The sequence below is a fragment of the Flavobacterium gelidilacus DSM 15343 genome (assembly GCF_000422685.1).
GTDB lineage: Bacteria > Bacteroidota > Bacteroidia > Flavobacteriales > Flavobacteriaceae > Flavobacterium > Flavobacterium gelidilacus.
Genome location: NZ_AUGN01000011.1, coordinates 107809 through 122116, shown reverse-complemented (window position 1 = coordinate 122116; position 14308 = coordinate 107809). Strand labels below are relative to the sequence as shown.

The following is a 14308-nucleotide window of genomic DNA, read 5'->3' as shown; positions in this document are numbered from 1 at the left end:
GGGAAAAACTTAAAATCTATTTTTAAATTCTAAAATTGCATTAAAAGGTTTCAATGTAATTAATGGTTTTATTTGGATAGGCTCTCTCTTTTCAATAATTTCAAACTGTTCAACTAATGCAATTATTGAAAGAATCATTTCATACATAGCAAAATTATTCCCAATACACATTCTAGGCCCAGCGCCAAAAGGAAAATAATTATTTGAAAACTTAATTTTTTCATCTAGAAAACGTTCTGGAATAAATTCTAGGGGGTTATTCCAAAAATCTGGATGACGATGAATTTCATAAACTGAAAATAATAAATTAGATCCTTTTGGCAAAGTCAATCCATTAAAGTTTTCCTCTTCTATGTTAACTCTATCGATAAAATAGGCTGGTGGATAAAGTCGCATGGATTCTTCAATTACTAATTTAGTGTAATTAGCATTTTTTATCCAATACATAATTTCATTAGATTCAGATTTTACATTTTGGATTTCTTCGAGAATTTTTAATTGTGAATCAGGATTTCTAGCCAATAATTCGCAAATAAAAGTTAAGGCATTTGAAGTTGTTTCATGACCAGCAGCAAATAAAATTAAAATTTCATCTACCAATTTATTTTCATCCATGCTTGAGCCGTCTTCATATCTTGCATTTAACAACATTTCTAATAAATCGTCGTGTTTGGCTTTACTTTGCTTCCTTTCTTCAACTAACCTTTTAAGAATTGATCTTGAGTTTTGGGTTAAATCTAAGTGTTTTTTAGTTTTTCCAGATAAATTAAACCACCAAACTAAAAAAGGTTGTCTTAACTCTTGAACCAACATATTTTGAGTAGCTTCAGTAGTATTTTGAAGGGAAGTGATATCTGAATTAGATATGTCAATGTTAAAAATAGACTTTACAACAGTTTGAAAGGCTAAATCATTAAAAACTGGAAATATATCTATTGGCTTTCCTGTTTTAATGTTTTTTAATTCTGTTAAAATTGTTTGTTGAATTGTATCTAATAAAAGTATTAATTGACTTTTATGAAAAGCTGGTTGAATTAATTTTCGTTGTTTTTTCCAATGTTCACCTTCAGCAGTTAATAACCCTTTTCCAACATATTTAGCTAAATCTTTAGTTTGAATATCCGATTTAGTATAGTTTTTTTGATTTTTTTGAAGAGCGTGTTGTAAAAGACTTGCATCTCGACAAAAAAGAACAGAATTACCTAAACCAATGTTTAAACGGAAAATATCTCCTAATTTATTAAAATTCACAGCATGAAAAGGCAAAGGATTTTTTAAAATGTTATTTGCATGATTGAGAAATCTAAAAAAAGAAACTTCAGGAATTTTATTGGGTAAACTCATTTAATTATTTTGAATATTTAAAACAATCCTCCTTGTATATTATTTCTAATTTTACCTAAGTGTTTGTATGCTTTGTCTGTAACTTCCCTTCCTCTTGGAGTTCGCATTATAAATCCTTCTTGAATAAGAAAAGGTTCATACACTTCTTCAACAGTTTCACTACTTTCTGAAACAGCAGTAGCTAGAGTTGATAATCCAACGGGGCCACCTTTAAATTTATCAATAATTGTTGACAGAATTTTATTATCCATTTCGTCTAAGCCATGTGCATCTACGTGAAGTGCTTTTAGAGCAAACTGAGCAATTTCAATATCTATGCTTCCGTTACCTTTTATTTGAGCAAAATCTCTTACTCTTCGTAATAAAGCATTTGCTATTCTAGGCGTTCCTCTACTTCTTCCTGCAATTTCAATAGCAGCTTCCATGGTAATTGGCATATTTAAAATTGAAGAACTTCTTTGAACGATTGTGGTTAAAAGTTCCGTATTATAATATTGTAAACGACTTTGAATTCCAAAACGCGCTCTCATTGGTGCTGTTAATAATCCCGAACGAGTTGTTGCACCTACAAGAGTAAATGGATTTAAATTTAATTGAACTGATCTTGCATTAGGTCCGGACTCAATCATTATATCTATTCTAAAGTCTTCCATTGCTGAATACAAATATTCTTCTACAATTGGACTTAAACGATGAATTTCATCAATAAAAAGCACATCTCTTTCTTCGAGGTTTGTAAGCAAGCCTGCTAAATCTCCTGGTTTATCTAAAACTGGACCAGAAGTTATCTTTATACCAACACCCAATTCGTTTGCTAAAATATTAGCCAAAGTTGTTTTTCCTAAACCAGGTGGTCCATGAAACAAAGTGTGATCTAAAGCTTCATCCCTGAGATTTGCAGCTTCAACAAAAATTTTAAGATTTTCTAAAACTTGTTCTTGACCTGTAAAATCATCAAATGAAAGAGGTCTCAACTTTTTTTCAAGGTCAAGTTCTTCTGGTTTAAAATTTAGGTTTGTTGGATCAAGGTTCTCGTTCATTTAGCAAATATAATTAAAGTAAAACAAAAAAACCTTTCCGGTTGGAAAGGTTTTAATTTATAGTATAAAATCTTAATGATGTAATTGTTCTTCTCCTTCTTTCATAGGAATGTTTTGAGGGACAAAATCTTCATCATGACCTGGTTTGCTATAATCATAAGGCCAACGATGTACTTCTGGAATTTCTCCTGGCCAGTTACCATGTATGTGTTCAACTGGTGCAGTCCACTCTAATGTATTCGCTTTCCATGGATTCATTGGTGCTTTTTTACCTTTGAAAATACTGTAAAAGAAGTTCCAAAAGAAAGGAATTTGAAATGCTGCTCCAACTATTGCGAAAACAGTTATAAGTATATTAACATCTGCTAATTCGTCAAATAAAGGAAAAGCTGTGTTTGTATAGTAACGTCTTGGTAAACCTGCCATTCCGATAAAGTGCATTGGAAAGAAAACTCCATAAGCACAAACTGCAGTTACCCAAAAGTGAACGTAACCTAAATTTTTATCCATCATTCTACCAAACATTCTTGGGAACCAATGATAAACTCCAGCAAAGAAACCATATAATGCAGATATACCCATTACTAAGTGAAAGTGAGCAATTACGAAATATGTATCATGAACATTTATATCTAATGTACTATCTCCAAGAATAATTCCTGTTAAACCACCTGTAATAAATGTTGACACAAAACCAATTGAGAATAACATCGCAGGGTTTAACTGTAAATTTCCTTTCCATAAAGTAGTTATCCAGTTGAAAGCTTTAACAGCAGATGGAATTGCAATTAATAATGTTGTAAAAGTAAACACTGAACCTAAGAATGGATTCATTCCTGAGATAAACATGTGATGACCCCAAACAATTGTTGATAAAAATGCAATTGCAATAATAGATGTAATCATAGCCCTGTATCCGAAAATAGGTTTACGAGCGTTTGTTGCAATAATTTCAGAAACAAGTCCCATTGCTGGTAAAATAACAATATAAACTTCTGGATGTCCTAAAAACCAAAACAAGTGTTCGAACAAAACAGGTGAACCACCTTGATAATGTAAAACCTCACCACTTATAAATATATCGGAAAGGAAGAATGATGTTCCAAAACTTCTATCAAAAATTAATAATAAGGCAGCTGAGAATAATACCGGGAATGAAACTACACCAATAATTGCAGTAAGAAAGAAAGCCCAAATAGTAAGAGGCAATCTTGTCATAGACATCCCTTTTGTTCTTAAATTAATTACTGTAACGATATAATTTAAAGACCCCATTAATGAAGATGCAATAAAAATAGCCATTGAAATTAACCATAAAGTCATTCCTAAACCAGAACCTGGTATGGCTTGTGGTAAAGCACTTAATGGTGGGTATATTGTCCAGCCCGCTGAAGCAGGTCCAGTTTCAATAAATAACGAGCTTAACATGATTATACAAGAAACAAAGAACATCCAATATGAAAGCATGTTCATGAATCCTGATGCCATGTCTCTAGCTCCAATCTGTAATGGAATTAGTAAATTACTAAACGTTCCACTTAAACCTGCAGTTAATACAAAGAATACCATTATAGTACCGTGAATTGTAACTAAGGCAAGATAGATATCATTTCTCATCACTCCACCTGGAGCAAAGTTTTCACCTAGGAAAATTTTAAAAATTTCAAAAGATTCTTCTGGCCAAGCTATTTGCATACGGAAAAATAGTGATAAAACTACCCCTACAATTCCCATTAATAAACCTGTAATTAGATATTGCTTAGCAATCATCTTGTGATCTATACTAAAAATATATTTAGTAATAAAAGTTTCTTTATGATGACCGTGTTCGTGTGACATAATTATATTTTTTGAAATCTTCTATATTATTTTATAACTTGAGCTATAACTTTTGTAGAATCTACAATCGTTTCTGTTGCTTTTTCTTTAACTTCTTCAACTTTAGGTGCATTTGCTTCTTTCCATTGAGAAGAAAGCGTAGGTTGTTCAGCTAACCATTTTTTATAATCACTTGGTGAGTCTACCACAATTTTCATTTGCATATTATAATGAGAAGCTCCACAAATTTTGTTACATAACAACAAGTAATCAAAAGTATAAGGATCAAGTGCTGCTTGACCATTTGCAACTAAATCAATACTTTTGTTAGCTCTAATTTTGTTTATTTTATTCACTTTAAAAATGATTGCTTCATTTTGTCTCATTTCTGCAGTTGTAATTGTTGGAACAAAAGCAAACTGAGTTACCATTCCAGGAACACAATTCATTTGTGCTCTAAAGTGTGGCATAAAAGCTGAGTGAAGAACATCTTGGGAACGTATTTTAAATACTACTTTTTTTCCTTTTGGCAAATGTAATTCAGACACAACTTTATCATCTTGTGCATTAGGGTCTTCCAAATCAACACCTACAGTATTTATACCTTCAATATATCTTACATTAGCCTTTCCTAAAGTATTATCATCACCAGCATAACGTGCCTGCCAACCGAATTGTTTAGCATATAATTCAACATACATTACATCTTCCTCATCATCGTAATACATGATTTGATTCCAAGTATATAATCCATATAAAATTAATACAGCTAAAACTATAACAGGTATTATTGTCCAAGCAGCTTCTAATTTATTGTTATCCGCAAAATATAATGCCTTTTGACCTTCTTTACCTCTATATTTAAATGTGTAGTAATGTAATAAAAACTGTGTAACTGTTTGTACAAAGAAAATTAACCACATTGATATTTCCATCAAGTTGTCAACTTCTACTCCATGTTCTGATGCTGGAGTACCTAATACAAATTCACCCCAAGCAATTAAGGAATAGATTGTAAATAAGTAAATGAATCCCAAAAATCCAAACATTAAATAACCATTCACACTATTATCCCTGTCGTTAGCAACTCCAGAATCATCTGTAATTTCACCAACCTGAGTTAAATCAAATATTTTAGTTAACTGCCATACAGCAATTCCAATTAAAACTAAAACAAAAATCACCAATAAACTCGTCATTTGTTTATCTCTTTAAATATTAATAATGAAAATGTTTACTTTCTTCCATAAATGGATATCTTTTAGCAATAAGTGGTGCTTTTGTTAAAGCTGTAAACACTACTAAAATAAATAAACCTGCGAAGAAAAGTATTGATCCTATTTCTGAAGCTCCAATAAACCATTTATCTCCAACAGTAGCTGGCATAATCATATTGAAGAAATCTAAATAATGACCAAATAATATTACTGCACCTGCTCCGATAACAATCCAAGTTAAACGCTTAAAGTCAGCATTCATTAGAATTAGTATTGGGAAAATGAAGTTTAAAGCTAACATACCGAAAAATGGCAAGTTATAATGTTCGATTCTTGTTACATAATACGTCACTTCTTCTGGTATATCTGCATACCAAATTAACATAAATTGCGAGAACCATAAGTAAGTCCAAAAGATACTAAATGCGAACATAAATTTTGCTAAATCTTGTATGTGGCTTTTGTTTACTTCTGGCAAATACCCTTTAGATTTTAAATAGATAGTTATCATTGTTAAAACAGTAATTCCACTTACGAAGAAACTTGCAAAAACATACCATCCAAATAATGTACTGTACCAATGTGGATCAACAGACATGATCCAATCCCATGACATTATAGATTCTGATACTATAAAGAATACTAAAAAAGCAGCAGAAGCTTTGAATAATTTTTTATAATTTGAATCATCAGTAGATTCGTCTTGCGCTAAAGTAAATTTTCTTGCGAAGTGTCTATATAAATTCCATACACCAATAAAGATAATTGCTCTTATCAAGAAGAAAGGAACATTTAAAAAAGCAGTTTTCCCTTGGATTAACTTATCTTCCTTAACCACTTCTGGATCCATCCAAGTGAACATACCATTATGACCAATATGAAAAGAAGCAGCCAATAACAAAACGAAAAATATAATTGAACCCGGTAATAAATATGCCGTTATACCTTCCATAACTCTAAACAAAACTGGAGACCAACCTGCTTGAGAAGCAATTTGTATAGCATAAAATGCTAAAACACCCATTGTTAAAAGGAAAAAGAAAATACCTGCAACATATAGAGCAGACCATGGTTTGTTTTGTAACTGATGATAAACATGTTCAACATGTTCTTTGTGTTCAGCATCAGCATGAACATCTTTTGCATCATGAGCAACAGGTGCGTCGTGAGTTGCATGAGCATCTGAAGAAGCTTCACCGTGTCCACCATGATGGCTTTCGGTCAACATCTTTTCTACTTCTTCAATAGAGCTAGGAGTAGAAATATATCCATACCCAATCCCTATTATTCCTAAAACAATAAGAATAAGTGAAAAAGTTTTTAATTTACTTGAAAAAGTGTACATATCTTTTATTTTCAAAAAAGTGTTTTACAATTATAATTCTGATCTCAATTTTAAAACATAATCAGCTACTTGCCATCTTTCTTCTTGTGAAAGTTGATTTGCATGTGAACCCATTGAGTTTAATCCGTAAGTTACTACGTGGAAAATACTTCCTGAAGTAACTTCTCTATCTTTATAGCTAGGTACTCCTAAAAATTTTTCTCTTTCTACTAGTTTTCCTTTACCGTTTCCTTTTTCACCGTGGCAAATTGCACAATAGATATTATATAATTCTTTTCCTTTTTCTGGATTAGATGATATAGAATCTAAAGGTGATGTCATAGATTTAGACATAGCATAACCTTCAGGTGTATTAGGGATTTCGTATGGAACAAAACCTCTTTTGATAGCACCATCTGGCACTAATTGTCCTTCTTTTCCATTTTTAAATGCATCACTTTCTGAATATGTTTCATATCCAACAGATTCATACATATTTGGGAAAAATTGATAGTTTGGTTTAGCATTATCATGGCAAGAAGTTACCATAATTGACAAACCTACTAGTACTATTATTTTATATAAGCTTTTCATATCTTGTATTAATGCTTTTCTATTACTTTAACTTCAACTGCTCCAGTAGTTTTGAAGAAAGATACTAATTCTTCTTCATTTCCGTGAATTCCAACTTCCATTAAAAAATGATCATCAGTTGTTCTTACGTCAGGATTTTCAGCTTGTTTAAATGGCCATAATTTACTTCTCATGTAAAAGGTAATAACCATTAAGTGAGCGGCAAAAAACACTGTTAATTCAAACATAATTGGAACGAATGCTGGCATATTTTGTAAATAACTAAAACTTGGTTTTCCCCCAATATCTTGAGGCCAATCACTAATCATTATAAAATTCATCATTGCAGTTGCAACAGACAAACCAACCAAACCATATAAGAAAGCAGCAATTGCAATTCTTGTTGGTGCCAATCCCATTGCCTTATCTAATCCGTGTACTGGAAAAGGAGTATAAACCTCTTCTATATGATGATGTGCAGATCTAGTCTTGTGAACTGCATCTAATAATACATCATCATCATTGTATATAGCGTGTATAACTTTACTCATGATATTATTAATGATTATCTGAATTATTATCTTGTTGTGCTCTTGCTCTTTTGAAATTGTCTCCTGAAGTTTTCAAAATTGTTTTAACTTCAGCTTGAGCAATTACTGGGAAACTTCTAGAATATAATAAAAATAATACAAAGAAGAATCCGATAGTTCCAATGAATATACCTGCATCAACAAACGTTGGTTGAAACATTGTCCAAGACGAAGGTAAGTAATCTCTATGTAAAGATGTAACAATAATTACAAAACGCTCAAACCACATTCCAATATTTACTACAATGGAGATTATGAAAGAGAAAGTAATACTTGTTCTTAGTTTTTTAGACCACATAAATTGTGGAGAAAATACATTACAAGACATCATCAACCAATATGACCACCAGTAAGGACCAGTTGCTCTGTTTAAGAATGCGTATTGTTCATACTCTACACCTGAATACCAAGCTATGAATAATTCCGTAATATATGCCGTTCCAACAATAGAACCCGTAATCATAATTACAATATTCATTAATTCGATATGTTGAACTGTAATATATTCTTCTAAGTTTGATACTTTTCGCATAATGATAAGCAAAGTATTTACCATTGCAAATCCAGAGAAAATTGCACCAGCCACGAAATATGGTGGTAAAATTGTTGTGTGCCAACCTGGAACGATAGAAGTTGCAAAGTCAAAAGATACAATTGTATGAACCGAAAGTACAAGAGGTGTAGCCAATCCAGCTAATACTAATGAAACTTCTTCAAAACGTTGCCAGTCTTTTGCCCTACCACTCCATCCAAAAGATACAATTGAGTATATCTTTTTGGTAAAAGGTGTAACAGCTCTATCTCTAATCATTGCGAAATCAGGTAACAAACCAGTCCACCAGAAAACTAATGATACTGAAAGATACGTTGAAATTGCGAATACATCCCAAAGTAAAGGCGAATTAAAGTTAACCCATAATGAACCAAACTGATTTGGAATAGGTAATACCCAGTATCCTAACCATGGACGACCCATGTGAATGATCGGAAATAAACCTGCTTGCATTACTGAGAAAATCGTCATTGCTTCTGCAGAACGGTTAATTGCCATTCTCCATTTTTGACGGAATAATAATAGTACTGCTGAAATTAAGGTTCCTGCGTGACCGATACCAACCCACCAAACGAAGTTTGTGATATCCCATGCCCAACCAACTGTTTTGTTTAATCCCCAAGTACCTATACCTGTAGTTATAGTGTAAGTCATACAACCTAATCCCCAAAGGAATGCAGCAAGTGCGATTGTAAAAACTGTCCACCAAAGTTTGTTTGCTCTACCTTCAACAGGTCTAGCAACATCTACTGTAACATCGTGGTAGGATTTATTTCCTACTACTAAAGGTCTTCTAATGGGTGCTTCGTAATGAGACGACATATCCTTTATATTGTTTCTTGTTAATTAAAAATTTTATTTATCGTTTGTAACCTTCACATGATAAAACACATTTGGTTTTGTTCCAATATGTTCTAGTAAGTGATACATTCTTTTATCTTCTGCTAATTCAGCTATTTGAGATTCTTTATCGTTAACGTCTCCAAAAACCATCGCTCCACTTGAACAAGCAGATGAACAAGCTGTTTGGAATTCTCCGTCTTTGATTTGTCTTCCATCACGTTTAGCGTCAAGAATAGTTTTTTGTGTCATTTGAATACACATAGAACATTTTTCCATAACTCCACGAGAACGGACATTCACATCTGGATTAAGAACCATTCGTCCTAAATCATCGTTCATGTGATAATCAAATTCACTGTTTTTATTATATAAGAACCAGTTAAAACGTCTTACTTTATATGGACAGTTGTTTGCACAATAACGAGTACCAACACATCTGTTGTAAGCCATATGGTTTTGACCTTGACGACTATGAGAAGTTGCGGCAACTGGACAAACAGTTTCACATGGTGCGTGATTACAGTGCTGACACATAATTGGTTGAAACGCTATTTGTGGATTTTCCGAAGGATCTTCCATATCTTTCAATGTACCAATTACACTAGTCAATCCGTGAGCATTCTCTTTTAATTCAACATCACCAGCAAATGTTTCTTCGTGAGAATAATATCTATCAATACGCAACCAGTGCATATCTCTACTTCTTCTTACTTCAGATTTACCAACTACTGGCACATTATTTTCTGCGTGACATGCTATAACACATGCTCCACAACCTGTACAAGCATTTAAGTCAATAGATAAATTAAAATGATGACCTGTTGATCTATCAAATGATTCCCATAAATCTACTGATGTAGCAGGAACTTCCTTGTGATCTAAAGAAACCATAGGAGTTGGATTCCAAACTTCTGAATTTTCTTTTACAAAAGTACTTAATGTAGTTTCCTTGATGATATCACCTCTACCCATTAATGTTTTTTGCAACTGAACACATGCAAATTCATGTTCACCACTAGCTTTTGAAATACTTGCAGATAAATTTGAGTTCAAATTAGCATATAACTCATAAGCATTTACACCTACTTGCATTTCAGACTTCATTGACTCTTTCTTACCATATCCGAATGCTAAACCAACCGTTCCAACAGCTTGACCTGGTTGAATAATTACTGGTACATTTTTCAGTGTAGTATTCCCAACTTTAATATCAGCATAACTTCCGTTAAGACCTCCATTCGCAACATTCCAATTTTCTAATTCTAATTTTTCAGCATCTTTCTTAGAAACAGTAACATAATTATCCCAAGATACTCTTGTAATTGGATCAGGAAATTCTTGCAACCAAGGGTTATTCGCTTGCTGCCCATCACCTAAACCAACTTTAGTATACAATACTAGGTCCATTCCAGATGATTTAGCACTTGCTAATTTAGATGCAGAAGCAGCATAATCTGCAGATGTTGCTGTTAAAGCTGAAGCTTCACTTGCAACAAATCCATCATGCACGGCTTTATTCCATGTTTTTCCATTTAAAGGAGCATTACTCTTTAAATAATCATGGTAAGAAGTTGCATTATCAGTTAACGACAATAATACTTCTTGGAATTGTTTTGTATCAAACAACGGATTAATAGTTGGTTGCTGAATACTATAGTTCCCTCTAGTTATTGCAACATCTCCCCAAGATTCTAAATAATGTGGAGTTGCGGCCGCAATTGAAGCAACTTTTGCTGTTTCATCTTCTTTCATTGAAAATGCAACAGATAATTTTGTTTTCTTTAAACCTTCTACAAACTCTTTTGAATTTGATAAAGTATATACTGGATTAACTCCACTCATTAATAAAGTGTGAACTTTTCCTGCTTTTAAGTCTGAAACTAGTTGATTTACTTCTTTTGCGTTACCTTTTCTTGTAAGAATCGCGTTTGAAGTATTGAAAGCTTCAGAATTTAATTGATTATTAATTGCCAATGTTAGCATTTGAGCATCAACATCATCTAATCCACAAACAAGAACTCCTTTAGAGCCTGCTGCTTTTAATTGTTGAGCTGCTTTTAAAACATCTGCTTCATATTTGTCAATTTTTGATGTACCAACAGATGCACCAGAAACAACATTATATAGTTTAACTAAAGCTTGTTTTTGATTAGCAATAGTTAATGGAATTCTTTTATCTGCTTTTGCACCAGCTAAAGACATATTTGCCTCTATTTGGATATGCTTCGACATTTTTCCGTTTTTAGGAATCCTTCCTTTAGCATAACTTGAATCAAAACCACCACCTTGCCAATCTCCTAAGAAATCTGCACCTACAGATACAATAACATCAGCTTTTGAAAAGTCGTAATTAGCTAAAGCTCTAACACCATAAACTGCTTGAAAAGCATCGAGTGCATTTGACTCAGAAACTGCATCATAAACTACATGCTTAACATTAGGGTATTTAGTTATTAAATTTGCTAACAAAGTATCCGTTGAAGGACTAGCAGAAGTGTTAGTTAAAACCACAACACTTTCTCCTTTTGCTTTTGCGTCTTCAAGACTAGATTTGATTTTTGCATTTACAGCATTCCAATCAGAGTCTTTTTGATCAATTTTTGATTTTTTTAAACGTAGACTATCATATAGTGAAAGAACTGATGCGTGAACTCTTGCGTTAGCTCCAGATCTTGCACCTTCTAAATTGTTATTCTCTACTTTAATAGGACGACCTTCGCGAGTTTTGATTAAAATATTAGCAAAATCAAAACCATCAGCAATCGTTGTTGCGTAGTAATCAGCAACACCTGGAATTATTTGTTCTGGTTGAAGTACATAAGGTATTGACTTTACAACTGGACCTTCACACGCAGCCAAAGATGCAGCTGCAGTACTAAATCCAACGTATTTTAAAAAGTCACGACGAGAAGTTGAAGAAGAAGATAAATTTTCTTTATCTCCTAAAAACTCATCAACTGGTATTTGCTCCACAAACTCGTTGCTTCTTAGCGTCTCAACAATAGAGCTATTTTCGTCTAGCTCTTCAACACTTTTCCAGTATTTTTTGTTTGATGCCATTGTATATAAATATTAGCTTCTTAAATTATTATTAATAGTGACACTTACCACATTCTAAACCACCCATTTGCGCTGCAGTTAACTGCTTAACACCGTATTTCTTAGATAGTTCTTCGTGTATTTTTGTATAGTATTCGTTGTCTTCTACTTTTACATTTGTTTCTCGGTGACAATTAATACACCAACCCATAGTTAAAGGTGCAAATTGTTTTTGAATTTCATATTCCTGAACTGGTCCATGACAAGTTTGACATTCTACTCCAGCAACAGAAACGTGTTGTGAGTGATTGAAATAAACAAAATCAGGTAAATTGTGAATACGCACCCATTTGACTGGACTCGTTTTCCCTGTATATGACTGAGTTGATTCATCCCAACCTACAGCAGTGTATAATTTATCTATTTGCTCATCGTAGAAAGCTTTTGAATATTCTTCTGTAGCAGTTGTTTCAGCAACTTCAGCAATATTTTTATGACAGTTCATACAAACATTTAATGATGGAATATTTGAGTGCTTACTAACTCTTGCGGCAGAATGGCAATATTTACAATCAATACCATTGTCACCAGCATGAATTCTGTGTGAATAATGAATTGGTTGAATTGGCTCATATCCTTGATCAACACCTATTTGCATTAAATATCCATAAGCAAAATAAGCACTAACTAATAAGAACAAGATTGCCGTTACAACCATTAAGAATTGATTTTTGGCAAATGCTTTCCACAAAGGAAGTGATTTCTCTTTTACAGGAGCTTCTATTCCGTTTGCTTTTGCAATTTTATTTAATACATTACCCACTAAGAACAACATAACAACTAACATCATCAACACCAAAGCCAAAGCTCCAAGTATAATGTTATTTGAAATGCCTGATCCTCCTCCTTGAGCTTCAGTTCCTGGCACAGCAGCAGCAACAGCAGCTACTGGCAAAGGCTCAGAAGTATAAGCTAAAATGTTATCAATGTCCGCTGTAGACAATTGAGGAAAAGCTGACATTGCTACTTTTCCATTTTCTTCGTAAACTTTTACTGCTAATGCATCACCCGACTTGATTAAATCAGCACTGTTGTGAATCCATTTATACAGCCATTCTTTTTCATATTTTTCAGCCACATTACGTAGCGCAGGACCCGTAGCTTTGGCGTCCAACTTATGACAAGCTGCACAATTTGCATTGAACAATTCTTTTCCTTTTGCAGCATCACCACCAGTAGCAGGAGCAGCATCAGCAACAGGTGCATCAGCCATAGCTGCATCTTGAGAATAAGAAACTAATGATAAAGATAGCGTTAAAGCTAAACTGAAGAAAATCCTAGAAAACGATTTATGGTTACCCACCTTTTTCATATTTAAAATGATTATCGACTATAATTGGTATAGTTTTAGTTATAAATGTGCTTAATTAATCTGACACCTTTTTTAAAACTCCGACAAAAATACAATAATTGGATTATTATCAAAACCTTAATTTTACCTTAAAATGCAATTTATACTTGTTCTAAATAAAACATTAGTTTTAACAAATACATTTTAAGTGTAAATTTGCATTAAACATTATTCATTATGAAGAAATTAACGACTTACAAATTACTTTTTTTAGTGCTGATATTCAGCTTTATATCGCACAAAAATTTTTCTCAATCCATAGAACAAGACCCGAAAATTGAGGCATTATTAAAAGAAAAAAGAAAAATTAATACCGGAATAACCATAAATGATTTGTACAAAATTCAAATTTTTAATGGCAAAAAAGATGACGCTTTGAAAACATTAAATGAATTTAAAAGCAATTATAAAGAAATTGACGGTACAATCATCTATAATAATCCGACATTTAAAGTTTGGGTTGGCAGTTTCAAAACTAGAATTGAAGCCGAAAATGCTTTACTTGAAATTAAAAAGAAGTATCCCTTGGCTTTATTAATAAAACCCAATAAATAAG

Annotated in this window: 11 protein-coding genes; 1 reads left to right on the top strand and 10 read right to left on the bottom strand. The window is 32.8% G+C overall.

The annotated features are described in order from the left end of the window. Positions 1 to 9: 9 nt before the first annotated feature. The 10 genes from G507_RS0106970 to G507_RS0106925 all read right to left on the bottom strand — a co-directional run bounded on the left by G507_RS0106970 (position 10) and on the right by G507_RS0106925 (position 13713). Entirely contained in the window at positions 10 to 1344 is a 1335-nt protein-coding gene (locus G507_RS0106970) for a cytochrome P450 (protein WP_026716829.1), read from the bottom strand. A gap of 17 nt (positions 1345 to 1361) precedes the next feature. Beyond that, positions 1362 to 2384, bottom strand: a complete 1023-nt coding sequence (gene ruvB, locus G507_RS0106965) for a Holliday junction branch migration DNA helicase RuvB (RefSeq protein WP_026716828.1) — start codon at positions 2382 to 2384, stop codon at positions 1362 to 1364. Positions 2385 to 2456: 72 nt separating this feature from the next. Further along, on the bottom strand, positions 2457 to 4223 hold the full coding sequence (locus tag G507_RS0106960; protein ID WP_026716827.1) for a cytochrome c oxidase subunit I: 1767 nt from the start codon (positions 4221 to 4223) through the stop codon (positions 2457 to 2459). 26 nt (positions 4224 to 4249) lie between these two features. After that, positions 4250 to 5401 (bottom strand): cytochrome c oxidase subunit II, encoded by a 1152-nt coding sequence (locus tag G507_RS0106955; protein ID WP_026716826.1) that lies wholly within the window; start codon positions 5399 to 5401, stop codon positions 4250 to 4252. A gap of 19 nt (positions 5402 to 5420) precedes the next feature. Beyond that, a complete protein-coding gene (locus tag G507_RS0106950) occupies positions 5421 to 6764 on the bottom strand; it encodes a cation-translocating P-type ATPase (protein WP_026716825.1) in 1344 nt (447 codons plus the stop codon). 30 nt (positions 6765 to 6794) lie between these two features. After that, positions 6795 to 7337 (bottom strand): c-type cytochrome, encoded by a 543-nt coding sequence (locus G507_RS0106945; protein ID WP_026716824.1) that lies wholly within the window; start codon positions 7335 to 7337, stop codon positions 6795 to 6797. Positions 7338 to 7345: 8 nt separating this feature from the next. After that, on the bottom strand, positions 7346 to 7870 hold the full coding sequence (locus G507_RS0106940) for a DUF3341 domain-containing protein (protein WP_026716823.1): 525 nt from the start codon (positions 7868 to 7870) through the stop codon (positions 7346 to 7348). Between the two features lie 4 nt (positions 7871 to 7874). After that, positions 7875 to 9281 carry an NrfD/PsrC family molybdoenzyme membrane anchor subunit gene (gene nrfD / locus G507_RS0106935; RefSeq protein ID WP_026716822.1) on the bottom strand — a complete coding sequence of 469 codons (1407 nt, stop codon included), beginning with the start codon at positions 9279 to 9281 and terminating at the stop codon, positions 7875 to 7877. A gap of 33 nt (positions 9282 to 9314) precedes the next feature. Beyond that, positions 9315 to 12362 (bottom strand): TAT-variant-translocated molybdopterin oxidoreductase, encoded by a 3048-nt coding sequence (locus tag G507_RS0106930; protein WP_026716821.1) that lies wholly within the window; start codon positions 12360 to 12362, stop codon positions 9315 to 9317. A gap of 31 nt (positions 12363 to 12393) precedes the next feature. Further along, complete coding sequence (locus tag G507_RS0106925) at positions 12394 to 13713, bottom strand: c-type cytochrome (RefSeq protein ID WP_026716820.1); 1320 nt, start codon at positions 13711 to 13713, stop codon at positions 12394 to 12396. 216 nt (positions 13714 to 13929) lie between these two features. On the opposite strand from G507_RS0106925, the gene G507_RS0106920 reads away from it, so the two are divergent. Then, positions 13930 to 14307: an SPOR domain-containing protein gene (locus G507_RS0106920; RefSeq protein ID WP_026716819.1), complete on the top strand. Its 378-nt coding sequence runs from the start codon at positions 13930 to 13932 to the stop codon at positions 14305 to 14307. Position 14308 lies beyond the last annotated feature (1 nt).

What these genes read in the sequence shown, in the direction of transcription:
- G507_RS0106955 (WP_026716826.1), bottom strand. Translation starts at nt 5,401, where the DNA reads ATGACGAGTTTATTGGTGATTTTTGTTTTAGTTTTAATTGGAATTGCT.
- G507_RS0106970 (WP_026716829.1), bottom strand. Translation starts at nt 1,344, where the DNA reads ATGAGTTTACCCAATAAAATTCCTGAAGTTTCTTTTTTTAGATTTCTC.
- G507_RS0106925 (WP_026716820.1), bottom strand. Translation starts at nt 13,713, where the DNA reads ATGAAAAAGGTGGGTAACCATAAATCGTTTTCTAGGATTTTCTTCAGT.
- G507_RS0106950 (WP_026716825.1), bottom strand. Translation starts at nt 6,764, where the DNA reads ATGTACACTTTTTCAAGTAAATTAAAAACTTTTTCACTTATTCTTATT.
- ruvB (WP_026716828.1), bottom strand. Translation starts at nt 2,384, where the DNA reads ATGAACGAGAACCTTGATCCAACAAACCTAAATTTTAAACCAGAAGAA.
- G507_RS0106945 (WP_026716824.1), bottom strand. Translation starts at nt 7,337, where the DNA reads ATGAAAAGCTTATATAAAATAATAGTACTAGTAGGTTTGTCAATTATG.
- G507_RS0106920 (WP_026716819.1), top strand. Translation starts at nt 13,930, where the DNA reads ATGAAGAAATTAACGACTTACAAATTACTTTTTTTAGTGCTGATATTC.
- G507_RS0106960 (WP_026716827.1), bottom strand. Translation starts at nt 4,223, where the DNA reads ATGTCACACGAACACGGTCATCATAAAGAAACTTTTATTACTAAATAT.
- G507_RS0106930 (WP_026716821.1), bottom strand. Translation starts at nt 12,362, where the DNA reads ATGGCATCAAACAAAAAATACTGGAAAAGTGTTGAAGAGCTAGACGAA.
- nrfD (WP_026716822.1), bottom strand. Translation starts at nt 9,281, where the DNA reads ATGTCGTCTCATTACGAAGCACCCATTAGAAGACCTTTAGTAGTAGGA.